The 26,082-nt window shown below is 67.1% G+C and carries 27 protein-coding genes; 12 read left to right on the forward strand and 15 right to left on the reverse strand.

Translation table 11 applies throughout. The features are described from left to right. The first annotated feature begins 1 nt into the window (after position 1). A complete protein-coding gene (locus Q9Q79_RS01720; protein ID WP_005412024.1) occupies positions 2-877 on the forward strand; it encodes a cytochrome c oxidase subunit 3 in 876 nt (291 codons plus the stop codon). Positions 878-897: 20 nt separating this feature from the next. Here Q9Q79_RS01720 and Q9Q79_RS01725 read toward each other — a convergent pair whose 3' ends face one another. Further along, positions 898-1,116 carry a twin transmembrane helix small protein gene (locus tag Q9Q79_RS01725; protein WP_005412025.1) on the reverse strand — a complete coding sequence of 73 codons (219 nt, stop codon included), beginning with the start codon at positions 1,114-1,116 and terminating at the stop codon, positions 898-900. A 57-nt stretch (positions 1,117-1,173) separates the two neighbouring features. Here Q9Q79_RS01725 and Q9Q79_RS01730 point away from each other — a divergent pair, with 57 nt between their 5' ends. The 5 genes from Q9Q79_RS01730 to Q9Q79_RS01750 all read left to right on the forward strand — a co-directional run bounded on the left by Q9Q79_RS01730 (position 1,174) and on the right by Q9Q79_RS01750 (position 5,590). Next, positions 1,174-1,887 (forward strand): SURF1 family protein, encoded by a 714-nt coding sequence (locus Q9Q79_RS01730; protein ID WP_099562852.1) that lies wholly within the window; start codon positions 1,174-1,176, stop codon positions 1,885-1,887. A 108-nt stretch (positions 1,888-1,995) separates the two neighbouring features. Continuing rightward, positions 1,996-2,565 carry a hypothetical protein gene (locus Q9Q79_RS01735; RefSeq protein WP_049407110.1) on the forward strand — a complete coding sequence of 190 codons (570 nt, stop codon included), beginning with the start codon at positions 1,996-1,998 and terminating at the stop codon, positions 2,563-2,565. A gap of 10 nt (positions 2,566-2,575) precedes the next feature. Next, positions 2,576-3,739, forward strand: coding sequence for a COX15/CtaA family protein (locus Q9Q79_RS01740; protein WP_005407797.1), 1,164 nt, complete (start codon positions 2,576-2,578; stop codon positions 3,737-3,739). A 4-nt stretch (positions 3,740-3,743) separates the two neighbouring features. After that, entirely contained in the window at positions 3,744-4,637 is an 894-nt protein-coding gene (gene cyoE / locus Q9Q79_RS01745) for a heme o synthase (protein ID WP_005412028.1), read from the forward strand. 146 nt (positions 4,638-4,783) lie between these two features. Beyond that, positions 4,784-5,590, forward strand: coding sequence for a calcium-binding protein (locus Q9Q79_RS01750; protein WP_201863706.1), 807 nt, complete (start codon positions 4,784-4,786; stop codon positions 5,588-5,590). Positions 5,591-5,706: 116 nt separating this feature from the next. Here Q9Q79_RS01750 and Q9Q79_RS01755 read toward each other — a convergent pair whose 3' ends face one another. From Q9Q79_RS01755 to rpsU, 6 genes are all read right to left on the reverse strand, one after another. After that, on the reverse strand, positions 5,707-6,678 hold the full coding sequence (locus tag Q9Q79_RS01755) for a bile acid:sodium symporter family protein (RefSeq protein WP_049396182.1): 972 nt from the start codon (positions 6,676-6,678) through the stop codon (positions 5,707-5,709). Between the two features lie 31 nt (positions 6,679-6,709). After that, positions 6,710-7,210: a sulfur transferase domain-containing protein gene (locus Q9Q79_RS01760; protein ID WP_049417775.1), complete on the reverse strand. Its 501-nt coding sequence runs from the start codon at positions 7,208-7,210 to the stop codon at positions 6,710-6,712. Positions 7,211-7,237: 27 nt separating this feature from the next. Then, positions 7,238-8,977, reverse strand: coding sequence for a DNA primase (gene dnaG, locus Q9Q79_RS01765; protein WP_033833640.1), 1,740 nt, complete (start codon positions 8,975-8,977; stop codon positions 7,238-7,240). Between the two features lie 61 nt (positions 8,978-9,038). Continuing rightward, on the reverse strand, positions 9,039-9,959 hold the full coding sequence (locus Q9Q79_RS01770) for a YihY/virulence factor BrkB family protein (RefSeq protein ID WP_049396179.1): 921 nt from the start codon (positions 9,957-9,959) through the stop codon (positions 9,039-9,041). 105 nt (positions 9,960-10,064) lie between these two features. After that, positions 10,065-10,508 (reverse strand): GatB/YqeY domain-containing protein, encoded by a 444-nt coding sequence (locus tag Q9Q79_RS01775; RefSeq protein WP_005412032.1) that lies wholly within the window; start codon positions 10,506-10,508, stop codon positions 10,065-10,067. 134 nt (positions 10,509-10,642) lie between these two features. Then, positions 10,643-10,858, reverse strand: a complete 216-nt coding sequence (rpsU, locus tag Q9Q79_RS01780; protein WP_002808376.1) for a 30S ribosomal protein S21 — start codon at positions 10,856-10,858, stop codon at positions 10,643-10,645. Between the two features lie 166 nt (positions 10,859-11,024). Between rpsU and tsaD the strand changes: the two genes are divergently transcribed. Then, positions 11,025-12,050 carry a tRNA (adenosine(37)-N6)-threonylcarbamoyltransferase complex transferase subunit TsaD gene (tsaD, locus tag Q9Q79_RS01785; protein ID WP_201863704.1) on the forward strand — a complete coding sequence of 342 codons (1,026 nt, stop codon included), beginning with the start codon at positions 11,025-11,027 and terminating at the stop codon, positions 12,048-12,050. 33 nt (positions 12,051-12,083) lie between these two features. Here tsaD and Q9Q79_RS01790 read toward each other — a convergent pair whose 3' ends face one another. Next, positions 12,084-12,749, reverse strand: coding sequence for a hypothetical protein (locus Q9Q79_RS01790; protein ID WP_032965532.1), 666 nt, complete (start codon positions 12,747-12,749; stop codon positions 12,084-12,086). A 356-nt stretch (positions 12,750-13,105) separates the two neighbouring features. Here Q9Q79_RS01790 and folB point away from each other — a divergent pair, with 356 nt between their 5' ends. From folB to Q9Q79_RS01810, 4 genes are all read left to right on the forward strand, one after another. Then, positions 13,106-13,459 carry a dihydroneopterin aldolase gene (folB, locus tag Q9Q79_RS01795; RefSeq protein ID WP_005407807.1) on the forward strand — a complete coding sequence of 118 codons (354 nt, stop codon included), beginning with the start codon at positions 13,106-13,108 and terminating at the stop codon, positions 13,457-13,459. A 91-nt stretch (positions 13,460-13,550) separates the two neighbouring features. Then, positions 13,551-14,822 (forward strand): mechanosensitive ion channel domain-containing protein, encoded by a 1,272-nt coding sequence (locus Q9Q79_RS01800; RefSeq protein ID WP_100438294.1) that lies wholly within the window; start codon positions 13,551-13,553, stop codon positions 14,820-14,822. Positions 14,823-14,950: 128 nt separating this feature from the next. Next, positions 14,951-17,125 (forward strand): glycoside hydrolase family 3 N-terminal domain-containing protein, encoded by a 2,175-nt coding sequence (locus Q9Q79_RS01805; protein ID WP_201863698.1) that lies wholly within the window; start codon positions 14,951-14,953, stop codon positions 17,123-17,125. A gap of 130 nt (positions 17,126-17,255) precedes the next feature. Beyond that, entirely contained in the window at positions 17,256-17,801 is a 546-nt protein-coding gene (locus Q9Q79_RS01810) for a hypothetical protein (RefSeq protein ID WP_201863696.1), read from the forward strand. 64 nt (positions 17,802-17,865) lie between these two features. On the opposite strand, the gene Q9Q79_RS01815 is transcribed toward Q9Q79_RS01810, so the two are convergent. Next, on the reverse strand, positions 17,866-19,035 hold the full coding sequence (locus Q9Q79_RS01815; protein WP_024958188.1) for a PQQ-dependent sugar dehydrogenase: 1,170 nt from the start codon (positions 19,033-19,035) through the stop codon (positions 17,866-17,868). A gap of 168 nt (positions 19,036-19,203) precedes the next feature. Between Q9Q79_RS01815 and yiaA the strand changes: the two genes are divergently transcribed. After that, positions 19,204-19,656, forward strand: coding sequence for an inner membrane protein YiaA (gene yiaA / locus Q9Q79_RS01820; RefSeq protein WP_005407812.1), 453 nt, complete (start codon positions 19,204-19,206; stop codon positions 19,654-19,656). An 87-nt stretch (positions 19,657-19,743) separates the two neighbouring features. Here the strand turns inward: yiaA and Q9Q79_RS01825 are convergent, their stop codons facing one another. The 6 genes from Q9Q79_RS01825 to Q9Q79_RS01850 form a co-directional block, all read right to left on the reverse strand. Further along, a complete protein-coding gene (locus tag Q9Q79_RS01825; protein WP_201863695.1) occupies positions 19,744-20,067 on the reverse strand; it encodes a hypothetical protein in 324 nt (107 codons plus the stop codon). Positions 20,068-20,177: 110 nt separating this feature from the next. Next, positions 20,178-21,479 (reverse strand): amino acid permease, encoded by a 1,302-nt coding sequence (locus tag Q9Q79_RS01830; RefSeq protein ID WP_005407814.1) that lies wholly within the window; start codon positions 21,477-21,479, stop codon positions 20,178-20,180. After that, complete coding sequence (locus Q9Q79_RS01835; RefSeq protein ID WP_043035505.1) at positions 21,476-22,237, reverse strand: L,D-transpeptidase family protein; 762 nt, start codon at positions 22,235-22,237, stop codon at positions 21,476-21,478. Before Q9Q79_RS01835 ends, Q9Q79_RS01830 begins: the two co-directional genes overlap by 4 nt. Before the next feature lie 15 nt (positions 22,238-22,252). Continuing rightward, the gene (locus Q9Q79_RS01840) at positions 22,253-23,101 is read right to left on the reverse strand and encodes a MurR/RpiR family transcriptional regulator (RefSeq protein ID WP_049459316.1); all 849 of its coding nucleotides are present in this window, start codon (positions 23,099-23,101) and stop codon (positions 22,253-22,255) included. 361 nt (positions 23,102-23,462) lie between these two features. Continuing rightward, the gene (locus Q9Q79_RS01845) at positions 23,463-24,557 is read right to left on the reverse strand and encodes a dipeptide epimerase (RefSeq protein ID WP_005412042.1); all 1,095 of its coding nucleotides are present in this window, start codon (positions 24,555-24,557) and stop codon (positions 23,463-23,465) included. Next, a complete protein-coding gene (locus Q9Q79_RS01850; RefSeq protein WP_201863693.1) occupies positions 24,558-25,994 on the reverse strand; it encodes an SH3 domain-containing protein in 1,437 nt (478 codons plus the stop codon). It abuts the gene before it with no gap. Positions 25,995-26,082: the final 88 nt, after the last annotated feature.

Here is a 26,082-nt window from a genome sequence, read left to right on the forward strand (position 1 = left end):
CATGGCCCAGACACCGACCGACGCCAACGTGTACTTCGTCCCGGCCCAGAGCAAATGGCCGTTCGTGGGTTCCATCGCGATGATGGTGACCATGGTGGGCGTGGCCAGCTGGCTCAACGATGCCAGCTGGGGACGCTGGACCTTCTACATTGGCATCGCGATGCTGGTGCTGACGTTGTTCTGGTGGTTCAGCGACGTGGTGCGCGAGTCGCAGGCGGGCAACTACAACCACCAGGTCGATGGCTCGTTCCGGATGGGAATGATCTGGTTCATCTTCTCCGAAGTGATGTTCTTCGGCGCCTTCTTTGGCGCGCTGTTCTACACCCGCAACCTGGGCCTGTCGTGGCTGAGCGGCGAAGGCCGCGGGGTGATGACCAACGAGCTGCTCTGGCAGGGTTATTCCGCCGGCTGGCCGACCAACGGGCCGGCGGCGATCGGTGGCGCGTTCCAGACCATCCCGGCCTGGGGCCTGCCGCTGATCAATACGCTGATCCTGCTCACCTCCGGCGTGACCTTGACCATTGCCCACCACGCGCTGAAGGCCGGCAACCGTCGCCAGCTGCTGATCTGGCTGGGCCTGACCGTGGTGCTTGGCCTGGGCTTCCTGACCCTGCAGGCGGAGGAGTACATCCACGCCTACAAGGAACTGAACCTGACGCTCGGCTCGGGCATCTACGGTTCAACGTTCTTCATGCTGACCGGCTTCCACGGCGCGCACGTGCTGCTGGGCACGATCATGCTGATCGTGATGTGGCTGCGTTCGGCCAAGGGACACTTCACCCGCGACAACCATTTCGGTTTTGAAGCGGCCGCGTGGTACTGGCACTTCGTCGACGTGGTGTGGCTGATGCTCTTCATGTTCGTCTACGTGCTTTGACCGCGCACGCATCGGTGGCCTCAGCCGCCGATGCCGTGCGGTTTGATCCAGCCCATGTAGATGCTCACGATCACCAGCAGGATCAACGCAACCGACACCGCGATGCGGCGCGTCAGTGCGTTGACCGTGCGCTTGGTCTGGCCGCGGTCGACCAGCAGGTAATACAGGCCGGCGCCCAGATTCCAGACGATGACGATCAGAAACGCGATTACCAGCAGGGTCTTCAGCGAATCACTCATGCGCGGCTCGAGGGCAGGGTGGATGCGCCTATCTGACCGCGTTTGCGCGGACTTGTCATGATGCGCCAGCACACGCGCGTGATCGGATGGCTGCTGGCGGTGCTGGCAATGGTTGGTTTCACCGCATTGGGGCTGTGGCAGCTGCAGCGCATGCATGCCAAGCAGGCAATGTTGGATGCACAAGGTCCAGCTGTGGCACAGGCGCTGCCACTGGCGCAGGCTCTGGTTGCACCTGGCGCCTTGCACGGCGTGGCCGACCACGGTCGCTTCCTGCCCGGCGTGGTGCTGCTGGACAACCAGACCCGGCACGGCCGCGCGGGCGTGAAGATCTATCGCCCGTTCCGCAGTGACGAGGGCAGCGTGCTGCTGGTCGATCTGGGCTGGCGCGCGCTGCCGCCCGATCGCAGGCTGCCGGATGTGCCGTCGCCGCCTTCGCCGGTGGCGGTGCGTGGCCTGCTGGCGCCGCCGCCGTCGGCGGGGCTGGCCCTGGGCCCGGCGTTCTCCGCTACCGATGAGGCCGGGCGTTGGCTGGCCAGCCGCTTGCCCGCCGAGGGCCTGGCGGCGGCGCTTGGCCTGCCGGCATTGCCTGATCGCGTCCTGCGGCTGGACCCGGCGCTGCCCTTCGGCGACGAACGCGACCTGGACCTGCTGCCGAACACGCTGCCGCCGCAACGCCACCTGGGCTACGCCGTGCAGTGGTTCGGTCTGGCCCTGACCGTGCTGGTGGTCGCGCTGGTACTGGAGTGGCGCAGGCGACGTGCTGCCCGGTAGTGCCGGCCGCTGGCCGGCAACCCCCGCATTCCTGGATGCCGGCCGGCGGCCGGCGCTACCGCGGCGTCACACCCGCATCCCTCACCCAACCATGAGAAAATGCCCCGCATGAACACTGCTACGTCCCCGCAGGCGCGCGGCTCCGGCCGCCGGACCCTGGTGCTGCTGTTTGCCGTGTTCTTCGGGGCGATGGCGCTGGCCGCCGTGCTGCGCTTCTCTGGCTGGCAGCCCGCCGGGCACCGCAATGCCGGCCAGCTGCTGAAGCCGCCTGTGGACCTGCGCCAGCAGGCGCCGACCCTGGCCAACGGCCAGCCGTACCCGTGGAACCCCGAAGCCCGTACCTGGCGCCTGCTGGTGGCGCCTGCCGGTGCCTGCGACGTCCAGTGCGTCACTTTGTCGCAGGGACTGGGCAAGGTGTGGCAGCTGTTCGGCCATAACGCCGATAATGTCGAAATCCTGTGGCTGGGAACGCCACCGGCGTCGATCGCCTCGCTGCCCGCGCTGCGGCCGCTGGCTCCGTCGCCAGCACTGCGCGCGGCCCTGCCCGGCGTCGACGATCCGGCTGGCCTGCCGGTCTACGTGATCGATCCGAACGGCTTCGTGATCATGCGTCATGCCCCGGGCACCGACCTCGGTGGCCTGCGCAAGGACATGGCCACGTTGCTGAAACTGAAGTGAGTCCCGTTTGATGAGCCTTTCCGCGCGTCCGGCGCTGCACCGCAATTTCCACCGCCTGGCGTGGTTCGCCATGATCATGACCGCGAGCACGATCATGTTCGGCGCCTTCGTGCGCCTGTCCGATGCCGGCCTGAGCTGCCCGGACTGGCCGACCTGCTATGGCCAGGCCACCTGGCCGCAGCACGTGGAAGAGACCATCGGCCACCCGGCGGCGGAGATCCGCCCGCTGGAGACCCACAAGGCCTGGCGTGAACAGGTGCACCGCTTCCTGGCCGGCGCACTGGGCATCGAGATCCTGACCCTGGCGCTGCTGGCCACGCGCAAGCGGCGATTCGGAAGCACGGCGGTGGTGACCGCCTGCGTGCTGGTGGCCGCCGGCATACCGCTGTACATGATGGGCTGGCATGGCACCGCCAGTACCTTGGCTCTGATCGGCGAGGCGATCCTGCTGATCGCCGCGCTGCGCTGGAGCAACATCGACCTGGCGCGCGCTGCACTGCTGACCCTGGCCGTGGTGATCTTCCAGGCCCTGCTGGGCATGTGGACGGTGACCCTGCTGCTCAAGCCCATCGTGGTGATGGGGCACCTGCTGGGCGGCATGCTGATGTTCGCGCTGCTGGTCTGGATGGCCTGGCGCGCCACGCACATGCCGATCACCCTGGCCGAAGCACCGAAGCTGAAGTGGGTGCTGCGCATCGGCGTGGCGGTGCTGGTCACCCAGATCGCATTGGGCGGCTGGGTCAGTGCCAACTACGCGGCGCTGGCCTGCGGCGGCGGCAGCGCCTCGCTGGACAACTTCCCGCGCTGTGCCAACCAGTGGTGGCCGCAGCACAACTTCGTCGAAGGCTTCACCCTGTGGCGCGGCATCGGCGTGGATTACGAAGGCGGCGTGCTGGATGGCGCCTCGCGTATCGCCATCCAGATGGCGCACCGGCTGTTCGCGGTGGTGGTGGCCGTCTACCTGCTGTGGCTGGGCGTGCGCCTGTTCCGCCTGCCGAGCATGCGTGGCTGGGCCAGCGCGCTGATCGCGCTGCTGGTGCTGCAGGTCACCCTCGGCATCCTCAACGTGAAGCTGGCGCTGCCGCTGGAAGTGGCGGTGGCCCACAACGGCGTGGCCGTTGCCCTGTTGTTCGTGCTGGTCAGCCTGCTGGCCCGCCTGCGCGCCCCGGACTGATTCCATGTTTTCCAATTACCGCCAGTACTGGGACCTGACCAAGCCCAAGGTCGTTGCCCTGATCGTCTTCACCGCCCTGGTCGGCATGGTCCTGGCCATTCCGGGCGTGCCGAGCTGGGAGCAGGTGCGCGCCGGCGTGCTCGGTTTCCTCGGCATCTGGCTGGCGGCCTCGGCCGCGGCAGCCATCAACCAGCTGCTGGACGCGCACATCGATGCGCAGATGGCGCGCACCTCGTGGCGTCCGCTGGTGGTGGGCAAGGTCAAGCCATGGCAGGTGCTGGTGTTTGCCGGCGTGCTGATCGTGCTGTCGATGACCATCCTGGTGCTGTGGGTGAACCTGATCACCGCCGTGCTGACCTTCGCCTCGCTGATCGGCTACGCGGTGATCTACACCGTGTACCTCAAGCGTGCGACCTCGCAGAACATCGTCATCGGTGGCCTGGCCGGCGCGATGCCGCCGATGCTGGGCTGGGCGGCGGTGACCGGCATGCAGGGCTCGTCGGACTGGGCGTACTCGTCGCTGCTGGTGCTGATCATCTTCATCTGGACCCCGCCGCACTTCTGGGCGCTGGCGATCTTCCGCCGCGAGGACTACGCCAAGGCGGAGATCCCGATGCTGCCGGTGACCCATGGCGTGGTGCATACCCGCAAGCAGATCATGGCGTATTCGGTGGTGCTGGCGCTGGTCTGCCTGCTGCCGTACCTGGTGGGCATGAGCGGTGCGTTCTACCTGGGCGGCGCGATCGTGCTCAACGCGGTGTTCCTCTGGTATGCCTGGCGCATGCTCAACCCGCCGGACGAATTGTTCTCGATGAAGATGTTCTATTACTCCATCGTGTACCTGATGGCGCTGTTCGCCTTCCTGCTGGTGGACCACTGGATCCTGCCCTGGTTGTGAGGGGCTGCCCTTTGTAGAGTCGAGCCACGCTCGACTCAGGCCCGGTCTGATGGCGGGAGCATCCACGCACGGCGTGGATCTACTTGAACCGCGGTTGCTGCGTCGCCATTGCTGTTCCTGACCGCAAAGGAAAGGAGGGCGCAGGAATGCATTCGATCGTCCGTTGGACCACCGCGCTGCTGCTGGCGCTGGGTGTGGCCCTCACCGCGCATGCCGATGACACCGCCGCGCAGATCCGCCAGCATGCCGGTGAGCACCGCCTGCTGATACTGGGCGAGTTCCACGGCACCCGCGAGACGCCGTTGCTGGTACGCCAGCTGGTGGACGACTACAGCCGCAACGGCCCGGTCCTGCTGGCGCTGGAACTGCCACGCGCCGAGAACCCTGTGCTGCGCGACTATCTGGAATCCGATGGCGGGGCCACGGCGCGCCGGCACCTGCGCGGCCGCGCGTTCTGGACCGTGCGCGATGACCAGCATGATGGTCGCCGCAGCCGCGACATGCTGGCGATGATCGAAGGCCTGCGTGTGCTGAAGATGCAGGGGCGCGTGATCGAATTGGTTGGCTATGACGTCAATGCCAGCAGTGGCGGCAACCAGGCGCGCGATGACTTCATGGCAGCCGAGTTGCGACGGCTCTATCGAGGGTTGCCAGACAATGCACGCATGCTGGTGCTGACTGGCAATGTCCACGCCATGCTGCGGCGGCCGGAAGGTATGCCGCCGGAAATGCAGAGGCAGCCGATGGCCTCCCAGCTGCGGGACCTGGATATCTACAGCGTGCGGTTGGGTGCGCTGCGTGGCCAGGCGTGGGCGTGCGCGGACCGTTGCATGGCGCGGCCACTTCCAGAGCAGGTGGCCCCGCGGCTGCGGGGCGATACCCATGCGGAACGGGCGTACGACCTGTGGGTGTGGATGCCGGAGCTGAGCGTCGGCACGCTCGTGGATCCGTAGCGTCAGGCAACCCATCCACGCATGGCGTGGATCTACTGGTGGTTCACGCCATCCGTGGTTTGGAGTAGATCCACGCCATGCGTGGATGGTTCACTCGGAACAACCCGCGTGCCCTGTCAGGGCTTGCGCCGCGCATACCGCTGCGCGATCACACCGCAGACGATCAGCTGGATCTGGTGGTAGATCATCACCGGCAGCACGATCGCGCCGAGGCTGCCGCCGGCGAACAGCACCTTGGCGATCGGCACGCCGGTGGCCAGGCTCTTCTTCGAGCCGCAGAACACGATGGCGATCTCGTCCTCGCGGTTGAAGCGCAGCCGGCGGGCGATGAAGGTGATCAGCGGCATGGCGATGCCGAGCAGCACGGCAGCCACCACGGCCACGGCCAGCAACGAGAGCAGCGGTGTCTTGCTCCACAACCCTTCGGTCACCGCTTCGCCGAACGCCGAATACACCACCAGCAGGATCGTGCCCTGGTCGGTGTAGCGCAGCAGCGCGCGCTGCTTCTCCACCCAGCCGGCAATCCACGGCCGCAGCAGGTGGCCGGCCACGAACGGCACCAGCAGCTGCAGCATGATGCCGCCGATCGCGTGCAGTGGGTCATGCACGCCGCCGGAGGTGCCGGCCAGCGCGGTCAGCAGCAGTGGGGTCAGGAACACGCCGAGGATGCTCGACAGCGAGGCGCTGCACACCGCTGCCGGCACGTTGCCGCGGGCCATCGAGGTGAACGCGATGGACGACTGCACGGTGGACGGCAGGGTGCACAGGAACAGCACGCCCAGGTACAGCTCCGGAGTCAGCAGCCAGCCCGACAGTGGCTTGAACATCAGCCCCAGCAGCGGGAACAGGATGAAGGTGCAGGCCAGGATGGTCAGGTGCAGCCGCCAGTGCAGCATGCCGCCGATGATCGACTCGCGCGGCAGGCGCGCACCATGCAGGAAGAACAGCGCGGCGATGGCGACGGTGGTGACATCGTCGAGGACGATGGCGGCGGCGCCCTTCATCGGCAGCAGCGAGGCCAGGCCGACGGTGCACAGCAGGGCGAGGGTGAAGTTGTCCGGTCGCAGGCGCGACCACCAGCGGGTCATGGTGGGCAGAGTCCTTGGTGCGGAGGGTGGTTCAGGGCGAGGTGACCGGTGTGGCCAGGCGCTGGCGGGTGGCGGCTTCCAGCGACTTCAGGCCGGCGCGCTGGCCGAGCTGAAGCGCCTGCTCCGGGCTGGCATGCTCATAGCGGGCATTGACCAGGCCGAGCACGGCACCGGCGCGGTTGCCGGAGGCGCAGTGCAGCAGCACCGGCCCCTGGCTCTGCTGCAGGGCCTGGTGCACGGCGCGCACATTGGCCGCATCCAGGCCCTCGGCGCCGGCCACCGGAATGCGCACATAGCGCAGGCCCAGCGATTCGGCCGCGCGGGTTTCATCGAAACCCCGGTCCTCGCCGGGCTGGCGCAGGTCGATCACCGTGCGTACGCCCTGCGCGGCCAAGGCCTGCAGCTGTGCGGCGCTGGGCTGGCCACCGGCATACAGGCCAGGGCGGACTTCGTTGAGGGATGCTTCTTCGGCCAGGGCCGTCAGCGGCAGGCAGAGCGACAACAACAGCAGGCAGGTCAGGCGCAGCAGCATGGTCCTCTCCGTGAAAGCGTTCTGCTGCTACAGGCGCAGCCCGGCGCGGGCCTTGAGCAGCTCGCGCAGTTCGTATTTGTCAGTATCGTCCAGGCCCTGCTGGCGCTGCTTTGCCAACAACTCCTCCAGACGTTGCACCAGCAGCTGTTTCTCCAGCTGGGCCACTGCGTCGTGCAGTTCCTGGGTCCAGCTGGCTTCGGTGCCGGGCAGCGTCTGTGCGGCCAATGTATGCAGCGAGGCCTGTTCCTCGCGGCCGTCGAAGTGTTCCAGCAGGGCGCCGGTGCTGATGTCCGGGCGCTGTTCGACCAGCCCCAGCAGCTCCAGAAGCAGTTCCACACCGGGCAGGCGCAGGCCCTGGAAGTGATGCTTGCCGCCCAGGGTCAGCGCCAGCGAGGGTTGCTGCAGCAGCACGGCGATCGCGCCGCGCACCAGGCTGCGCCTGGCCACCGGCTGGATCGTGCGCGAAGGCTGGCGTTGCGGCATCGGCGTGCGTGCAGCCTGGGCGTTGCCGCCGAGCCCGGTCAGCTGCGCCAGCTGCTGCTTCATCAGGTCGCCGAAGGCACCGTCGGGAATCTGCGCCAGCATCGGCTTTGCGCGCTCGGCCAGGCGTGCCTTGCCATCGAGCGTGCCCAGGTTGATCTCGCGGGTCAGTTCGTCGAAGAAGAACTGCGACAGCGGCGTGGCCTGCTTCAGGCGCTCGTTGAAGGCCTCGGCGCCTTCCTTGCGCACGATGGTGTCCGGGTCCTCGCCATCGGGCAGGAACAGGAAGAAGGCCTGGCGGCCATCCTTCATGCGCGGCAGCACCGACTCCAGCGCCTTCCAGCCGGCGCGGCGGCCGGCGGCGTCGCCGTCGAAGCAGAAGAACACGTCCGGCGCGTTGCGGAACAGCAGCTCGGCATGGTCCGGCGTGGTTGCGGTACCCAGTGTTGCCACCGCCTGGGTGACACCGAACTGGAACAGCGAGACCACGTCCATGTAGCCCTCGACCACGATCAACCGCTCGATCTTCTGGTTGGCCTGGCGCACCTGCCACAGGCCGTACAGTTCGCGGCCCTTGTGGAACAGCGCGGTTTCGGGCGAGTTGAGGTACTTGGGGCCGTCGTCCTTCTCGAACACGCGGCCGCCGAAGGCGATCACCCGGCCGCGACGATCGAAGATCGGGAACATCACCCGGTCGCGGAACTTGTCGTAGACATGGCCGCGATCGTTCTTGGAGAACAGGCCGGCGCGGTCGAGCAGCTTCATGCGCCGCTCGTCCTTGCCCAGTGCATCGCGCAGGCCGCTGTACCCATCCGGCGCATAGCCGATCTGGAAGCGCGCGCGGTTCTCTTCGTCCACGCCACGCCCATCAAGGTAACTGCGTGCCTTGTCGCTGCCTTCCAGGTTCTTCTGGAAGAACCGGGCGGCGGCATCCAGTGCCGAATACAGCTCGCGGCTGTCGTCCTGCTGCTGGGGGCTGCGCGGGTTCTCGTTGCGCGGTACTTCCATGCCCGCGCGCTTGGCCAGCTCATCCACCGCGTCGAGGAACTCGAGGCGGTCGTAGTTCATCAGGAAGCTGATCGCGGTGCCGTGCGCGCCGCAGCCGAAGCAGTGATAGAACTGCTTGGTGGGCGAGACCGTGAACGACGCGGAGCGCTCGTCATGGAACGGGCAGCGCGCGGCGTACTCCTTGCCCTGGCGCTTCAAAGGCACGCGGCTGCCCACCACCTCGACGATGTCGGTGCGGGCGAGCAGGTCGTCGATGAAAGCGTCGGGGATACGGGCCATGGGCAACAGGGCAGGGCGCGGTGCAGGACCACGCGACGGAACCGGGGGCGGTCGGCCTAGTTTACCCCCTGTCGGGCACCTGGCTGGCGGTTGCCGGATCAATGCCGGCTGCGGCCAGGTGATGACGCGCGCGCAGGCGCTCATCGATCACCGCCGTCATCAGGGCACCAACGAAGAACACGACGGTGGCGTAGTAGATCCAGACCAGCGAGATCACCAGCGCGCCCATCGAGCCGTAGGCACTGCCGGGTGCCACGGTGGCGATGTAGACGCCGATGCCGTACCGGCCCAGTGCGAACAGTGCCGAGGTGATGACGCCGCCGATGAAGGCCTGGCGCCACGCCACGCGACGGTCGGGCAGGTAGTGGTACATGAAGGCGAAGCCGACTGCGTACAGCAGCAGGCTCGTGACGTACCCCAGCGCGGGCAGGATCGAGGGCAGTTGCGCGAAGGCCACCTGCAGCACCGTGGTGGCGGTCATCGACAGGATCAGCAGGAAGCCCAGCGCCAGCACCACGCCGAACGAGAACACGCGCTTGCGCAGCCAGGCCTTGAGGCCTTCCAGGCGCTCGCCGCTGGTGCGGAAGATCAGGTTCAGTGCGTTCTGCAGCTGGGCGAACACGGCGGTGGCGCCGACGAACAGCAGCAGCGTGCTCCACACACCCGCCAGCGAGCCGACATCCGGCTGGTTGTCGGCGTTCTTCAGAACGGTTTCGGCCACGGTAGCCGCGCTGCTGCCGGCCACCGAGCTGATCTGGTCGATCAGTGCCTGCTGGGCCGGTGGGTACAGCGAGGCGGTCAGCCACAGCAGCAGCACCAGCAACGGTGCCATCGACAGCAGGGCGTAAAAGGAGACGGAAGCTGCCTGGGTCAGCACGTCGACGTCGATGAAGCGCTTGGCCACCGCCATCGGGAAGCTGTCCTGCAGGCGCTTGATGTACTTGTGCAGTGACACGGGAACGTTGGGCTCGGGTTCAACCATGTGTGCGGTTGTAGCAGGCGACCGACGAAGGTGCGGTGAAGCGGGTGCATCAATGGGGTCAGAACCCTTCCGTGTCGCGGAAGGGATCCGACCGCAAGTGCTGGATTACGCCAGCAGCTGCTTGACCAGCTTGGAGACCAGGCCCATGTCGGCCTGGCCGGCGAGCTTGGGCTTCAGTGCGCCCATCAGCTTGCCCATGTCGGCCGGGCCGGAGGCGCCGGTTTCGGCGATGGCGGCCTGGATGGCGGCCACGATCTCGGCTTCGCCCATCTTGGCCGGCAGGTAGGCTTCGATGACCACGATCTCGGCGCGCTCGATCTCGGCCAGGTCTTCGCGGTTGGCGGCTTCGTACTGGCTGACCGAGTCCTTGCGCTGCTTGACCATCTTGTCGAGCACGGCGATCACGGCGGTGTCGTCCAGTTCGATGCGCTCGTCCACTTCGCGCTGCTTGATGGCGGCATTGATCAGGCGGATCACGCCCAGCTTGTGCTTCTCGCCCGCCTTCATGGCGGCCTTCATGTCTTCGGTGAGCTGCTGCTTCATGCTCATGAGGAACCTCGTGGTGGTAGGTGGGGCGGGGGCGGATGCCCGAACCCGGAAACGCAAAAAGCCGGCGACGCTCGCGCGTGCCGGCTTCGGCTCCATCGCGACAGGCAGGCCCGCCGCAATGAAGATGCGTCCGATCAGTACAGGCGCTGACGCTTGGTGACGTCGCGCGACGAGCGGCGCAGCTGACGCTTCACAGCAGCGGCGGCCTTGCGCTTGCGCTCCTGGGTCGGCTTTTCGTAGAACTCGCGCTTGCGGGTTTCGGCCAGCACACCGGCCTTTTCGCAAGTGCGCTTGAAGCGGCGAAGAGCAAACTCGAAGGGCTCGTTCTCGCGGACTTTGACGCTGGGCATGGAATCTCCGGGACACAGTAGAACCGGGTCACGCCCGGCGAGCCGCACATTATAGCGGCGAATAGACAAACTGCAAGCGGCCAACCCTGAATACGGGCCGGAAGTTCGAAAGCAGTGAGATCTGCACATCCCCCGAGGGGGCGGCAGGGGCGTCATAATAGCAGGCATGCGAGTCCTTGGCATCGAATCTTCCTGTGATGAGACCGGCGTGGCGGTGTATGACACCGGCCTGTCCGGCAGCGCGGCCCTGCGCGCCCATGCGGTCTACAGCCAGATCGCCCTGCACGCCGAATACGGGGGTGTGGTGCCAGAACTGGCCAGCCGCGACCACGTCCGCAAGCTGCTGCCGCTGGTGCGCCAGACCCTGGCCGAAGCCGGTCTGGGGGTAGGCGATATCGATGGCGTGGCCTATACGGCCGGTCCCGGCCTGGTCGGCGCGCTGCTGGTGGGCGCGGGCGTGGCGCGTTCGCTGGCCTGGGCGCTGGAGGTACCGGCCGTGGGCGTACACCATATGGAAGGCCACCTGCTGGCCCCGCTGATGGAAGACGACCGGCCGGAAGCGCCGTTCGTGGCACTGCTGGTGTCCGGTGGCCATACCCAGCTGGTGGCGGTGGATGCGATCGGCCAGTACCGCCTGCTGGGCGAAACCCTGGATGATGCGGCCGGCGAAGCCTTCGACAAGACCGCCAAGCTGATGGGGCTGCCGTACCCCGGTGGCCCGCAGCTGGCCAGGCTGGCCGAGCAGGGCACGCCGGGCGCGTATCGCTTCGCGCGGCCGATGACCGACCGCCCGGGGCTGGATTTCAGCTTCTCCGGCCTGAAGACCCAGGTCCTGATGGCCTGGCGCGACAGCGACCAGAGCGAGCAGACCCGTGCCGACATCGCCCGGGGCTTTGAAGATGCGGTGGTCGAGACCCTGTCGATCAAGTGCGAGCGCGCGCTGGAAGCGGCGGGGACCAACGTGATCGTGGTGGCCGGCGGCGTCGGCGCCAACACGCGCCTGCGCGCCCGCCTGCAGCAGATGGCCGAGCGCCTCGGCGGCCGCGCCTGCTTCCCGCGGCCGGCACTGTGCACCGACAACGGCGCGATGATTGCCTTCGCCGGCGCGCTGCGCCTGCAGGCCGGCCAGCACAGTCCGCCGAAGGTGGATGTGACCCCGCGCTGGGACATGGCGACCCTGCCGGCGGTGTGAACCGATAGCGCCGGGCCATGCCCGGCGGGCGCATTACCGATGCACTGCCAACGGCGACGCCGCCAGCACGGTTGTCGCCCGCTCATGGCGCTGCAGCCAGCCCAGCGTGTGTGGGCAGCGGGCATGGATCAGCCGCCCGATCGCGGCCAGGTCGGCGCCGATGTCGCGCTCGAGGATGGGCTCGTGATGGGCGATGCGGTTGCGCAGGTGGCGGATGCGTCCGATATCCGCATGGATGGCTTTCCTGACGGCACTGGGATGAGCAGAGGGAGCATGCTGCAGAACCCTGCTGAGTGCGGGTATCCAAAGCGTGGAGTCGAAGCGACAGGTAAAGAGTTGCTGCCAGAACACCATCGGCAGGTTGGCGACGATCCCAGGTGTATCGGTTACGCGGCTGGCAAGTTGTTCCAGTACCGTGCGCGGAGAAGTACTGGATGAGGTTGGCAGCCTCCGTCGGAAGGCATTATTCCAGGGCCAACGCGGGCCATGCTGCCTGGCGAGCACAGCTGCAGCGGCGTTGCGGGTGACCACTTCGCACAGATGGACCGGCATCATCAGTGCACTGCACATCCGCATGTTCCACAGGTACAGGGATTCGGCTGTGACGTCGGGGCTGCAGCTCGATGCGATTCTCTCGTAAGTAGACAGACGCTCCGCTGACAACGCGCGCCGCAGTACATCGTATGGAGCCATCGTCATGTGCGGTGGTGAAGGAGGAATCGATGTTCGCGAGAGTGGGCGGCGGCGACCATCAGGGAACGTCCTTGTCCGCGCGGCTGATTTTCTGCGTTTTGCCTCGGACGAATACCTGACCTGTCCTGTCGGATTTGGCCTTGACCGGCGATCTGGTCCTTGCCTAATCTGCGTGCCTGCGCCACCGGGACTCGCGGCTGGATTTCAGCTCCCCCCGGGGACAAACGGTAGTACCAAAGGGCCCCGCTAGCAGGGCCCTTTGTTTTTTCCGGACCGCCCCACGCCGGTGGCCCGCCGCCCGTTCCGGGCAGGCTCACCGCCGTGCCGGTACCATGGCCGTCTGTATTCGGCTGGTAACCGCAATGGACAAGGTTTTCATCGAGGGGCTGACGATCGACGCCCTGATCGGCATCTACGATTGGGAGCGGCGGATCCGCCAGGACCTGGTGTTCGACCTGGAAATGGGCTTCGACAACCGTCGCCCCGCAGCCACCGATGACATCGCCCACACCCTGAACTACAAGGCGGTGAGCAAGCGCCTGGAACAGTTCGTGCGCGAGTCGGAGTTCGGCCTGGTCGAGACCCTGGCCGAACGTTGCGCGCAGATCGTGCTGGACGAATTCGATGTGAAGTGGCTGCGCCTGAAGCTGAGCAAGCCGGGCGCGGTGCGCGGCGCGCGCGCGGTGGGCGTGATCATCGAACGCACGCGGGACTGACCCGGTCGCGCCGGCCATTGGCCAGCAACCCCGGTAGTGCCGGCCGCTGGCCGGCAACCTTGGCAACAACGAAACAGACAGGAGACAACCGATGGTGGACGCGGTGGTGGCGGTACAGTGGCTGGAACGGCTGCAGAACACACTGGAACCCTATCCTGGCGCCTACCTGGCGTTGATGATCTCGGCGCTGCTGATCGCCGCTGGCCTGGCCAACTGGGTGACCAAGCGCATCCTGCTGCGCGGGCTGCGACGCCTGCTCAGCCGCCTGCCGGGCGCTGATACCGGCCGCGGCAGCCACCTGATGCGGGTGATCTCGCGTCTGTCCAATGTGGTGCCCAGCCAGGTGATCGCCTCGGGCATCCGCATCGTGCCGGACCTGCCGCCGGGGCTGGTGAGCTTCATCATCGGCGCCTGCCAGGCGTGGGCGATCCTGACCGTGGTGCTGGCCATCTCGCATGCGCTGGATGCGGCCAATGATCTCTACGAGCGCCGCCCCGAGGCACGCAACAAGCCGATCAAGGGGTACCTGCAGGTCGCCAAGATCGTCATCTTCGTGATCGCCGGCCTGTCGATCGTTGCCACCCTGGCCGGCGTCGACCTCCGCTATCTGGTCACCGGTCTCGGCGCCGCCACCGCAGTGCTGATGCTGATCTTCCAGGACACCATCCTGTCGCTGGTGGCCAGCGTACAGATCAGTGGCGATGGTCGTGTGCGCATCGGTGACTGGATCGAGATGCCCAGCCAGAACGCCGATGGCGATGTGATCGACATCGCCCTGCACACCATCACCGTGCAGAACTTCGACAAGACCATCACCACCATCCCGACCAAGAAGCTGGTGACCGAGTCGTTCAAGAACTGGCGCGGCATGCAGGAGGCGGGTGGGCGCCGGATCAAGCGCGCGCTGTACCTGGACCAGCACAGCGTCGGCTTCCTGGATGAGGGCGACCTGGCCTTCCTCGGTGAATTCGCGCTGCTGCGCGACTACCTGCAGGCCAAGGAGCAGGAGCTGGGGCAGTGGAACGGGCGCCTGCGCGAGCAGGGCGTGGCCGAGGTCAACAGCCGCCGGGTGACCAACCTGGGTACCTTCCGGGCCTATGTGGAGCGCTACCTGCGCAGCCACCCGGGCATCCATACCGACATGACCCTGCTGGTACGTCAGCTGCAGCCGACCACCGAAGGCCTGCCGCTGGAGCTGTACTGCTTCACCCGCAGCACCGCCTGGGCCGAGTACGAGGCGGTGCAGTCAGACATCTTCGACCACCTGCTGGCGATCCTGCCGGCCTTCGGCCTGCGGGTGTTCCAGGCCTCCAGCGACGCCATGTTGATGGCCGGGCAGCGCCAGCTGGCCGGCTCGGAGTAAGCTGCGGTGCCCCCGGCGGGGCCATACGGACCCCGCTGGTGGCTGAAACTGAATGAAGAAACCTCTCGCCAAACGGCTCGGGATCGCTAGAATGCCGGGCTTGTAAACGTTTTCATCAAGGACTGCCGGTGGCCTCCGATCGCATCGAATCCCTCATTGCCCAGATGACCGTCGAGGAAAAGGTCGGCCAGCTGGGTGTCTTCGCGGACATGGTCCGCCCGTTCGCCCCGGACGTGAACCCGGAAGCCAACGTGCGCAATGCCGACCAGGTGCTGCAGCAGGTGCGCGAGGGCAAGGTCGGCTCGCTGTTCAATGGTGTGGGCGCCGAACTGGGCCGCCGGATCCAGCAGGTCGCCACCGAAGAGAGCCGCCTGGGCATCCCGGTGATCCTGGCGGCCGACGTCATCCACGGCATGCGCACCGTGTTCCCGATCCCGCTGGGCGAGGCCGCCAGCTTCGAGCCGGCGCTGGCCGAGCGCACCGCGCGCGCCACCGCCATCGAGGCCACGGCCGCTGGCCTGCACTGGACCTATGCCCCGGCCGTGGACATCGCCCGCGACCAGCGCTGGGGCCGTGGCGCCGAAGGTGCCGGTGAGGACGTGGTGCTGGGCTGTGCCTTTGCCGCCGCCCGCGTGCGCGGCTTCCAGGGCAGCGACCTGCGCGCCGCCGATTCGCTGCTGGCCACGCCGAAGCACTTCGCCGCCTATGGCGCGGTGATGGCCGGCATGGAATACAACATGGTGGACATCTCGCCGCAGACCCTGCGCGACGTGCACCTGCCGCCGTTCAAGGCCGCCTTCGACGCCGGCGCGATCACCGTGATGTCCTCGTTCAACGACATCAACGGCGTGCCGGCCAGTGCCAACGCCGAACTGCTGACCGACATCCTGCGCGGTGAATGGAGGTTCCCGGGCGTGGTGATCTCCGACTACACCGCCGATATGGAACTGGTCGCGCACGGCTATGCCGCCGACGACCGCGATGCCACCGCCAAGGCGTTCACCGCCGGCCTGGACCTGAGCATGCAGAGCGGCTTCTACGCCGAGCACCTGCCGGGCCTGGTCGAGAGCGGCGAGGTGCCGATGGCGGTGCTGGATGAGGGCGTGCGCCGCATCCTGTGGCTGAAGGAAACCATCGGCCTGTTCGACAACCCGTACCGTTCGCTGGACCCGGCGCGCGAAGCCGATACCTCGTACCTCGCCGCGCATGACGAACTGTCGCGCGATGCCGCGCGCCGTTCGATCGTGCTGCTGAACAACCGCGACAACGTGCTGCCGCTGCAGAAGACCGGGCAGAAGATCGCGCTGATCGGCCCGTTCGTGCAGGACCGCGAGAACATTGAAGGCTGCTGGACGCTGTTCGGCGACAAGCAGCGTTACGTGGATCTGGAAACCGGCGTGCGCGCCGCCATCGGCGATGAAACGCTGCTGGAGATCGTGCCGGGCTGCGAACTGGAAACTGCCATTCCGGGCGGCACCGAAGCAGCGGTGGCTGCCGCGCTGCGCGCCGACGTGGTGGTGCTGGCGCTGGGCGAACCGCAGCGCTACAGCGGTGAAGCGCAGTCGCGCGTGGAGATCACCCTGCCGCCGGCACAGCAGGCACTGGCCGAGGCGGTGGCGATGACCGGCAAGCCGCTGGTGGTGCTGCTGCGCAACGGCCGTGCGCTGGCATTGCAGGGCGCGGTGCGCAACGCGCACGCGGTGGCGGTCACCTGGTACCTGGGCACGCAGACCGGCCATGCCGTGGCTGATGTGCTGTTCGGCGACTACAGCCCGTCCGGCCGCCTGCCGGTCAGCTTCCCGCAGGTGTCCGGCCAGCAGCCGTACTTCTACAACCACCCGCGCACCGGCCGCCCGGAACTGCCGACCATGTCGGAGTTCAAGGCTCGCTGGCGCGAGATCCCGAACGAGCCGCTGTACCCGTTCGGCCACGGCATCGGCTACACCACCTTCGCCTACGGCGTGCCGCAGCTGAGTGCGGCGCAGCTCGGCTGGGACGACACCCTGACCATCACCACCACGCTGACCAACAGCGGCGACGTGGCCGGCGAGGAAGTGGTGCAGCTGTACATCCACGACCGCGTGGCCAGCCGCGTGCGTCCGGTGCGTGAACTGAAGGACTTCCGCAAGGTGGCACTGCAGCCAGGCGAGTCGACCGACGTGGTGTTCACCCTCACCCGCGAGCAACTGGCCTTCACCGGCCGCGACGGCGTGCTGCGTGCCGAACCGGGCCACTTTGACCTGTGGGTCTGCGCGTCCTCGGCGGCCGGCCAAGCCGTGCAGTTCGAGCTGCTGAAGGCCTGATCGAAGAAAAAGGGGACGGAGGGGATTAAGTCGTTTGTGCCACTAACGACTTAATCCCCTCCGTCCCCTTTTTGTTGTCCTCACCGCGGCGGCGCTACCATCGGGCTCCCTGTTTCGACGGAGTGCGCGCATGCGCCGGATGGCTTGTCTGATTCCCGCCCTGGTGCTGGCCGCCTGCTCGCAGCCGGCGGCACCGCCGGCCGGGCCTGCGGCGGATGCACCGCCGCCGATGGAGGCCAGCGCCCCGGCAACGCCTGCGGCGTCTGCCACTGAACCCGCTGCTTCGGCACCGGCCGCGCCCGCAGCGGAAGCGCCCGCCGAAGACGCACGCGCGCGCATCGAAACGCTGCTTGGCGATGCGGCGCAGTTCGAGAAGGTCTTCAATGCGTTCAAGGCCGCCGTGGTTGGCGGCGATCGCGCTGCGGTGGTCGAGGAAGTGCGCTTTCCATTGAACGTCGGTGGCGGAAAGAAGATCACCGGCCCCGGTGAGTTCCAGCGCAACTACGAGAAGATCATCACCCCGGCGGTGGTCAAGGCGGTGTCCGAGCAGGATTTCGGCAAGGTGTTCGTCAACCAGCAGGGCGTGATGATCGGCAGCGGCCAGGTGTGGTTGAACGGGCAGTGCTTGGACCAGGCCTGCACGAAGACCGAGGTGAAGGTCATCACCATCCAATGAACGCAGACGGCCCCGCGTGCGGGGCCGTTGCGGACAAACGTGCGGGCCAGCGGCCGGCACTACCTCAGGTGCTCGGGGTGAGCTTCAGCAGGCGCGCCTTGCTGCCGTCTTCCAGCAGCCACAGGGCGCCATCCGGGCCCTGTTCCACTTCGCGGATCCGCTCGCCCATGTTGAAGCGTTCGGCTTCGCGCGCGCTGTCGCCGTCGAAAGCCACGCGCACCAGCGAGGTGGAGGACAGGCCGCCGATGAAGCCGCTGCCCTTCCACTGCGGGAACAGGTTGCCGCTGTAGATCACGAAGCCGGCCGGCGAGATCACCGGCGTCCAGGTCACCTTCGGCGCGGCGAATTCCGGGCGGGTGCTGTGGTCGGCAATCGGCCGGCCGTCGTAATGGTCACCATTGGAAACGATCGGGTAGCCGTAGTTGGCGCCGCGCACGATCAGGTTCAGCTCGTCACCGCCGGCCGGGCCCATCTCGTGTGCCCACAGCTTGCCGTTGGCATCGAAGGCCATGCCGAGGATGTTGCGGTGGCCCAGTGACCACACCTGCGCGGCCACGCCGCCCTGCGAGGCGAACGGGTTGTCGGCAGGCAGGCTGCCATCTTCGTTGAGGCGGATGATCTTGCCGAGGTTGCCGCCCATGTCCTGCGCCGGATCGAACTTCTGGCGCTCGCTGGAGCTGATCCACAGCTTGCCGTCCGGGCCGAAAGCAAGGCGATGGCCGTAGTGGCCTTCACCACTCACCTTCGGGCTCTGTCGCCAGATCACCTTCAGGTCCTTCAGCTGGCCGGCACCGTTGGCATCCAGCGCCAGCGTGGCACGGGCCACGGCAGCGCCGCGGGTGTCCAGCGTGCCTTCCTCGGCATAGCTGAGATAGACCACGTGGTTGCTGGCGAATTGCGGGTGCAGGATCACGTCACCGAAGCCGCCCTGGCCGCCGTAAGCGACCTTCGGAACGCCGGTGATCTCATGCTTCTGGCCGCTGGCCAGGTCCAGGTGCTGCAGCTTGCCGCGCTTTTCAGTGACCAGCAGGCTGCCGTCCGGCAGGAAGGTCATCGCCCACGGCTGGTCGAACCGGCTGATTTCGGTGGCGGTGAACGGGCGCTGGTCGGCAGTGGTGGAGGCTGCGGGCGCTGCGGTCTGGGCGCCGTTGGCGGCCGGGTCGGCGGCATTGCAGGCGGAGGTGGCAAGGATCGGCACAAGGCCGAGGGCGAGCAGCAGGGGCGTGCGGGTCATGGGTATCTCCAGTGCGGGGATGCGGATGGCCGGGCTGTCCCTTGTATACCACCGGCGCCGTGAGCGTCGTGGCCCGAAGGTCCTGCGACCCCTGTGCGAGCGCGGCGGGATCGTCTAGGGTGGGCACGCCCGGGCAAAGCGTGCCCGTCTGCCTGCCAAGGATCTGCAATGAACACTGCCATGCCCCACAAGCCCTCCACCGCCTTCATCGCCGCCTCATGGGTGGCCCTGCTGCTGGGTGCGGCGGCCTACCTGATCGGTCTGTTCAACGCCACGATGGCGCTCAACGAAAAGGGCTACTACCTGACCCTGCTGCTGTTCGGCCTGTTCGCGGCGGTGTCGCTGCAGAAGAGCGTGCGTGACCGCGTCGAGGGCATTCCGGTGAGTGGCCTGTACTACGCGCTGTGCTGGTTCGCACTGCTGTCGGCGTTGATGCTGCTGCTGGTTGGCCTGTGGAATGCCACGCTGGCACCGAGCGAGAAGGGCTTCTACGGCATGGCGTATGCACTGTCGCTGTTCGGCGCGGTGGCGGTGCAGAAGAACACCCGCGACCTGATCGCCGCCGGTGGCGGTGAGAGCAAGCGCAGCGCGGTCGTGCCGCCGCTGCCGGAACAGGAGTGAATGTGTAGAGCCGGGCCCATGCTCGGCTGTCGTGCGGCGTTTGTGGAGTCGAGCCGAGCGTAGGCTCGGCCCGACAAAAGCATGGCGTTATCGCTTCAACCGCGGATCCGCCAACTGCGCATCCTCCCAGCCACGGCGCACGGCATTGCGTGCCTGCGCCCATTCCAGCCGGCTGCGGCCACGCTCGCTGGCCCAGCGCGACTCCAGTTCAGCTTCGACCTGTTCGTAGGCGCGGATCATGTCCTGCGCACGGGCGGCATGGCCGATGCGGTAAGCCGGTTCATAGTCCTCGAAGAACAGCTGGTCGTCGTAGTACGGTTCGGCGGTGTAGCGTTCGCGCCAGTAGTTGCTGACCGCATCGCGCGGCGTGCTGTCGTCCGGTACGCGGCCGGGGATCTGGTACTCGGTCATGGAAGGCTCCGTTGTGGACGAAGCCTGATCCTGCCTGCGTGGCGGTTAACGGCCCGGTCCGGCAGCGTGATCACCAGATCAATCCGCCGGGCATGGCCCGGCGCTAACGGTCATCCGGCGTCGGCATCTTTTCGCGGCAGCTTGTAGATCACCGCACCGATGGCGAACGCCACCAGCGCAGCAGCGATGTTCTGCCAGCTGGCACTGGCGAACAGCGCCAGGCACAGCAGCAGCGCGAGTACCGGAATCAGCGGGCCACCCGGCAGTTTCAGTGCGCCCGGCCGGTCCGCATAGCGCTTGGCCAGCACCAGTACCGCAGCGGCCGTTCCGATGTAGGCGAACAGGCGCGTGGTCATCGACAGCAGGGCCAGCTGCACGAACGAACCGGACAGGGCCAGGCCCAGCGCGATCAGGCCTTGGCACAGGATCGACGCGGCCGGCGTGTGGAAGCGCGGATGCACCTGCGCCAGGATCTTCGGCCCATAGCCATCGCGGGCCAGTGCGAACAGGAAGCGCGGGCCCATCATCATCGTGTTGCTGTTGGTGCCGAGGATGGAGATGGTCGCGCCTACGGTGAGGATCAGCGCCAGTGCTTCGCCGCCGAAGCCGGCAGCGGCATCGGCCAGCGGCGTGGCCGAGCTGGCCAGGCCGGCCAGCGTGCCCTGTGCCACCACCTGCACCGCGCCGTAGATGACGGTGACGGTGATGATCATGGTGATCAGCGCGAACGGAATATCGCGACGCGGATTACGGTACTCGCCGGCGGCGGCCGGGATGTTCTCGAAGCCGGCATAGGCGTACAGCAGCAGCAACGCGGCCTCGCCCATGCGCTGCAGGTCGTGCGGGTCGGGGCGCTGGCCGGAGAAGGCCAGCTGCGGGTCGATGTAGAACGCGCCGATGGCCACGAACAGCAGCAGCGGCAACATCTTGCCGATCACCAGCACCACGCCGGTACGCGCGGCCGAGCGCACGCCGATGATGTTGACGCCGGTCAGGAAGCCCAGCGACACCACGATCACCGCGATGCGCCCCATGCCGGCACCGGCCCACGGCCAGAAACGCGCGACGGCATCGGCCAGCGCGTTGCTGAGTGCGGCTGCCGAGCTGATGCGGGTCAGCCAGATCATCCAGCCGATCTCGAACCCGGCGAAGCGCCCGAACGCCTCGCGTGCATACAGGTAGCTGCCACCGGGCTCGTCGAAGTAGCTGGCGGCCTGCGCGTAGCACAGCACCAGCAGCGCCACGACGATACCGGCGGCGACCACGCCCCACAGGCTGAAGGGGCCGAGCAGGGCGACGGTGGCGGCCGGCAGCAGGTAGATGCCGCTGCCGATCACATCGTTGATCGACAGGCCGACGATCTGCCAGCGGCTGACCGCGCGCTGCAGCTGCGGTTCGTCCTGCGCGCTCAACGGGCGTCTCCACGCAGTGCGGGCAGTTGCCACTGGGCCTGCAGGCGCGTGTACTCGGCGCGCGGCAGCAGCACGAAGCGCGGCGCATCCTGCGGCCGCAACCAGTCCAGCAGGGCCTGCATGCGGGCCTGCGGCATGGCGGTGCAGCCGGCCGTGGCCTCACCGGGTTGGCGCCACAGATGGGCGAAGATGCAGCTGCCCTTGCCGGGCTGGTTGTCCGGGTTGTGGGCGATCACGAAGCCCTCCTGGTAACGCACGTCGCCCTTGTTGTGCAGATCCAGCCGCATCGGCTCGGTGGAGCCTTCCACAGCTGCCTTGCCGACCTTCTTCGCGTCGACGATGCGGTTATAGAACGGCGACGCCGGCACATCCATGCAGTAGCTGCTGTCGAGCATCGGCTGGTAGGGCATGGCGGTGCCGGGGCGGGTGACGGCATAGCCGAACGCGCTGCCGAGCGCGAACACGCCTGCCGGGCTGCGGCCATCGCCTTCCTGCTTCTGCGGGCCATCGGCCTGCGCCGGGTGCAGGCCCAGGCCCCAGGCGCTGCCGGTGCGGCCCAGTGCCACCGGGAACGCCTCTCCATGTGCATGCCAGCCCTTGCCATCACGCACATAGGCCTGCAGCTGGCCCTGTGTGCTGTCCCAGCTTTCGCTGGTGACCACGATCAGCTGGCGCGCACCCTGCAGCGGCGCAGCGTGGACGGATACCGCCGCGGCAAGCAGCAGTGCAGCGGTAGCGAGACGGACCAGCGATTTCATCAACAGGTGCTCCGGTCAGGAATCCAGCAGGTGGTCGATCCGCTCCAGGTTCACCGCCAGCTGCTGCTGGCGGTCCGGATTGGTGTGGCAGAGCAGCACGAACAGGAAATCGAGAAGGGCGTGCATGGCGCTACGGTACAGCAGCTGCGCGACCTGCGGCGTGCGCTCGTGCGCGCACACCACCAGTGCTGCGTCAGCATGCGCGCGCAGCGGGTTGGCGGTATGGCGGGTGATGGAAATCACCTTGCCACCCATGTCCTGGAACTGCCGCGACAGCTGCGAAAGCTGCGGCAGGTTGCCGAATTCGGAGAACACCAGCAGCGCATCACCGGGGCGCGCGGCCGACAGGTTGGCCAGCATCAGGATCGGGTCGGTATGCGGTACCACCAGCAGGCCGAGCAGCGACAGCCGCATGGCGAACTCGCGCGCGAACAGGCCGTCGTCACCCAGGCCGTACACGAACAGCTTGGGCGCGCCGTCGAGCAGCTGCACGATGCGCTCGATTTCCTCGCGTGGGTTGGCCTGGCGGGTTTCCTCCTCGGCCTGCGCCTTGCTGCGGCGCAGGGTGTCGCCCAGGCGCAGGTAGTCGTCGCCGCTGTCGGGTTCGCTGGGGGCCTGCTGCGGATCGGCGCCAGCACGGGCGACATCCTGGCCGATGGAGTACTTCAGGTCCGGGTAACCCTTGAAGCCGAGCTTCTGGCTGAACTTCACCACGCTGGACTGGCTGATGCCCAGCGCGCTGGCCAGCTGCTGGGACGAGTAGTCGCGCAGCAGGTGGGCGTTGTCGAGGATGAAGTCGGCGATGCGGCGCTCGATGGCCGACATCTGCCCGCGCTCGGAACGGATCTTCAGCAGGGGCGGCATGCGGGGTGTCCGGGCATGTGTAGGCGCGTTGCGGTTGACAGCGTAGAGCGTGCCATGGAATGGGTCGGGCGGGTTCCAGCCGCGAAGAGGTTACGGAGTGCAGTTGTTGCCTTTGACGTTGAGTCCGCCTTGTAGCGAGCCGAGCACCGCAGGTCCGGCGAGGGCGAAGAGGCGCGGGTGTCTGAGCGCAGCGAGTTCCGCGCCGTCCCTCGGCGGACCGAGGAGCGCAGGGCACCGACGTGCGCAGCACGTCGGCTCGCGGCCGGCGGAGCGTTTCTTTTGGTTACTTTTCTTTTCGCGAAAAGAAAAGTAACGCGCGACCCAGCGTCAGTGGCACGCAACGTCAGCCGCAAGGCAGAAATCACCCCAGCATCTCCAGCCCACGCACCTCAGTAATGCCCAGCCCCGGTACGTCGCTGATGCTGATCTCCGATTCGTTGAAATGCACGCCGCCGCTGACCGGATCGAACTGGCCCAGCGAGGGACCGTCCAGATCGACCTTGGTGATCACATCGCTCTTGGCCACGGCCAGGTGCACGGCGGCGGCCACGCTGATGCTCGATTCGATCATGCAGCCGATCATGCACGGCACGCCGTAGATGCCGGCAATGTCGGCGATGCGGATCGCGTTGGACAGGCCGCCGGTCTTCATCAGCTTGATGTTGATGATGTCGGCCGCGCGCTGCTGGATCAGGTCCATCACCTGGCTCGGGCTGAACACGCTTTCATCGGCCATCACCGGCGTGTTGACGCGATCGGTGACGTACTTCAGGCCGCTGATGTCAGCCGCCTTCACCGGTTGTTCCAGCAGCTCCAGTACCACGCCGGCCTCTTCCAGCGTACGCATCGCATGCACCGCCTGCTTGGCGGTCCAGCCCTGGTTGGCATCCAGGCGCAGCAGGGCGCGGCCTTCCACGGCGGCATGGATGGCCTTGACCCGTTCGATGTCCAGGCCGATGTCCTTGCCGACCTTGATCTTCAGCGACTCGAAGCCGCGTTCGATCGCCGACAGCGAATCGGCCACCATCTTGTCGATGTAGTCCACGCTGATGGTGATGTCGGTGGTGATCACCGGGTCGCCACCACCGAGCATCTGGTACAGCGGCGCACCGTGCAGCTGCGCCCACAGGTCGTACAGCGCGATCTCCACCGCTGCCTTGGCGCTGGTGTTGCGCTCCATCGCGGTCTGCACCAGCGTGCACAGATGGTTGAGGTTGACCACGTCCTGGCCGATCAGGCGCGGGGCGATGAAGTGGCGGATCGCTTCGATGATCGAGCCGTGCGTATCGCCGGTGATCACCGCGGTGGCCGGGGCTTCACCGTAACCGGTGTTGCCGGTGTCGGTGCGGATCAGTACGACCACGTCTTCCACGGTTTCCACCGTGCGCAGGGCAGTCTTGAACGGCGTCTTCAGCGGCACGCGCAGCATGCCCAGTTCGATGGCAGTGATCTTCATTCAGGGGGTCTTGGCCCGCAGGCGCTGGATGTTGGTGATGCGGTCGATGTAGCGGACGGTATCGCTGGCCATCATCGGCTCCAGCGGCGTGACCGAAACACCATTGAGATGGGCCTGCACACGTCTGCCGTCGGCACCGAACCAGCTGCCGCCCGCCGTATCGTGGATCACCCAGGTGCGGCCGTCGACGTGGCCAATGGCCATCATCACGTGGCCGGGGATGTAGACCAGGTCGCCGACCTGTAGTTCGGTGACCGCACGGTCGCGCGCGGCCTTGCCGACCTTGTCGGTGAACGGCAGGCGATCCAGTGCCGGGCTGACCGCCTGTGCACTGGTATTGCGCGGCAGCAGCACGCCGAAGCTGCGGTAGATCTCGGAGACGAACCCGCTGCAGTCGCGGGTGTCGTAGTCGTGGCCCCAGCCGTAGCGTTCGCCAAGGAACTTGAAGGCCTGCTGCAGCAGCAGGCGCGGGGTCAGTGGCAGGTAGTCGGCGGCGGTGTCCTGCGAGCGCGGCAGCAGCGCCGGTACGAGCTTCAGACGCCCATCGGCCTCGCGCACCGGCAACTGCACCACCCACGAGGCATGCGCCTGCTGGCCGTTCACGGGTTCTGAAGCGGGCCAGTCGGCCAGCACCGGCAGGCGTACGCCCATATCCAGCTGCAGGCGCGAAACGCGCGGTTCTTCCGGGGTGTAGACGGTCTGCGCGGTGGCGCCGGTGACAATGCGGTACGGGCCCTTCGTGCCATAGCCAAGCACCGTGGCCTTGTCGCCGCTGGCAATGGCATCGGCTTCGATCCACGCGCTGTAGCGCTCGCTGTGCACGAACAGCCAACGGCCGTCGGCGCTGCGGTGGACCACGGCGACCTTGTCGCCGGGGAACAGTGCCGATTCCTGGAAGCGGTCGATGTCGGTGTCACCGGCAGTGCTGAAGACCCGCTCGCGGGTGGGGAAGGTACGCAGTGCCGCGCGCTTCACCACCAGCCCGTAGGCCGGTGCCACCTTGGCAGGGATCGCATCGAGGCCGAGGTTGGCTTCGATCGCGCTGCGCAGCGCGGGTGCGATCGCCTGGCCCTTGTCGTTGTAGAGGGCGCGGGTGGGCCAGCTCGACAGCGCGGTGATGCTGGCGCGAACCGTCGCCGCATCAAGCTGGGCGGGCAGTGCGGCGATGTCCTGGATGTGGCTGTCCTGCGCCCGCATCCGCGCGTTCTGTGCTTCGATCTGCGCGCGATCCAGAATCGGCGCATCGGCGTTGTCCAGGCGCGCGGCCCAGTACTGCGGGGTCAGATAGGCCTCGTGCAGGCCGATCACATAGGGCAGCGGCGCACCCGGGTCGGGCCGTGGGGCCGCCTGTGCAAAGGCCGGAGCGGCCAGCAGGCACAGGGCCAGGGTCAAGCGGCGCGGCCAATGCCGGTGCCGTTCGCGGAAAGCCAGGCTCATGCGGTGAACACCCTCCTCGAATGCCTGTTGGAATATTTATTCCTTTCGGCATGGAAAGCAAGAATAAATTATTGACCGGCATCCCGGC

Source organism: Stenotrophomonas sp. a6, assembly GCF_030913325.1.
In the GTDB taxonomy this organism is placed as follows: Bacteria; Pseudomonadota; Gammaproteobacteria; order Xanthomonadales; family Xanthomonadaceae; genus Stenotrophomonas; species Stenotrophomonas maltophilia.

What these genes read in the sequence shown, in the direction of transcription:
- dnaG (WP_033833640.1), bottom strand. Translation starts at nt 8,977, where the DNA reads ATGGCCCGTATCCCCGACGCTTTCATCGACGACCTGCTCGCCCGCACC.
- tsaD (WP_201863704.1), top strand. Translation starts at nt 11,025, where the DNA reads ATGCGAGTCCTTGGCATCGAATCTTCCTGTGATGAGACCGGCGTGGCG.
- rpsU (WP_002808376.1), bottom strand. Translation starts at nt 10,858, where the DNA reads ATGCCCAGCGTCAAAGTCCGCGAGAACGAGCCCTTCGAGTTTGCTCTT.
- Q9Q79_RS01850 (WP_201863693.1), bottom strand. Translation starts at nt 25,994, where the DNA reads ATGAGCCTGGCTTTCCGCGAACGGCACCGGCATTGGCCGCGCCGCTTG.
- Q9Q79_RS01770 (WP_049396179.1), bottom strand. Translation starts at nt 9,959, where the DNA reads ATGGTTGAACCCGAGCCCAACGTTCCCGTGTCACTGCACAAGTACATC.
- Q9Q79_RS01790 (WP_032965532.1), bottom strand. Translation starts at nt 12,749, where the DNA reads ATGACGATGGCTCCATACGATGTACTGCGGCGCGCGTTGTCAGCGGAG.
- Q9Q79_RS01755 (WP_049396182.1), bottom strand. Translation starts at nt 6,678, where the DNA reads ATGACCCGCTGGTGGTCGCGCCTGCGACCGGACAACTTCACCCTCGCC.
- Q9Q79_RS01735 (WP_049407110.1), top strand. Translation starts at nt 1,996, where the DNA reads ATGAACACTGCTACGTCCCCGCAGGCGCGCGGCTCCGGCCGCCGGACC.
- Q9Q79_RS01810 (WP_201863696.1), top strand. Translation starts at nt 17,256, where the DNA reads ATGCGCCGGATGGCTTGTCTGATTCCCGCCCTGGTGCTGGCCGCCTGC.
- Q9Q79_RS01750 (WP_201863706.1), top strand. Translation starts at nt 4,784, where the DNA reads ATGCATTCGATCGTCCGTTGGACCACCGCGCTGCTGCTGGCGCTGGGT.
- Q9Q79_RS01740 (WP_005407797.1), top strand. Translation starts at nt 2,576, where the DNA reads ATGAGCCTTTCCGCGCGTCCGGCGCTGCACCGCAATTTCCACCGCCTG.
- Q9Q79_RS01845 (WP_005412042.1), bottom strand. Translation starts at nt 24,557, where the DNA reads ATGAAGATCACTGCCATCGAACTGGGCATGCTGCGCGTGCCGCTGAAG.
- cyoE (WP_005412028.1), top strand. Translation starts at nt 3,744, where the DNA reads ATGTTTTCCAATTACCGCCAGTACTGGGACCTGACCAAGCCCAAGGTC.
- Q9Q79_RS01760 (WP_049417775.1), bottom strand. Translation starts at nt 7,210, where the DNA reads ATGCTGCTGCGCCTGACCTGCCTGCTGTTGTTGTCGCTCTGCCTGCCG.
- Q9Q79_RS01815 (WP_024958188.1), bottom strand. Translation starts at nt 19,035, where the DNA reads ATGACCCGCACGCCCCTGCTGCTCGCCCTCGGCCTTGTGCCGATCCTT.
- Q9Q79_RS01775 (WP_005412032.1), bottom strand. Translation starts at nt 10,508, where the DNA reads ATGAGCATGAAGCAGCAGCTCACCGAAGACATGAAGGCCGCCATGAAG.
- Q9Q79_RS01730 (WP_099562852.1), top strand. Translation starts at nt 1,174, where the DNA reads ATGATGCGCCAGCACACGCGCGTGATCGGATGGCTGCTGGCGGTGCTG.
- Q9Q79_RS01840 (WP_049459316.1), bottom strand. Translation starts at nt 23,101, where the DNA reads ATGCCGCCCCTGCTGAAGATCCGTTCCGAGCGCGGGCAGATGTCGGCC.
- Q9Q79_RS01825 (WP_201863695.1), bottom strand. Translation starts at nt 20,067, where the DNA reads ATGACCGAGTACCAGATCCCCGGCCGCGTACCGGACGACAGCACGCCG.
- Q9Q79_RS01720 (WP_005412024.1), top strand. Translation starts at nt 2, where the DNA reads ATGGCCCAGACACCGACCGACGCCAACGTGTACTTCGTCCCGGCCCAG.
- Q9Q79_RS01800 (WP_100438294.1), top strand. Translation starts at nt 13,551, where the DNA reads ATGGTGGACGCGGTGGTGGCGGTACAGTGGCTGGAACGGCTGCAGAAC.
- yiaA (WP_005407812.1), top strand. Translation starts at nt 19,204, where the DNA reads ATGAACACTGCCATGCCCCACAAGCCCTCCACCGCCTTCATCGCCGCC.
- Q9Q79_RS01835 (WP_043035505.1), bottom strand. Translation starts at nt 22,237, where the DNA reads ATGAAATCGCTGGTCCGTCTCGCTACCGCTGCACTGCTGCTTGCCGCG.
- Q9Q79_RS01725 (WP_005412025.1), bottom strand. Translation starts at nt 1,116, where the DNA reads ATGAGTGATTCGCTGAAGACCCTGCTGGTAATCGCGTTTCTGATCGTC.
- folB (WP_005407807.1), top strand. Translation starts at nt 13,106, where the DNA reads ATGGACAAGGTTTTCATCGAGGGGCTGACGATCGACGCCCTGATCGGC.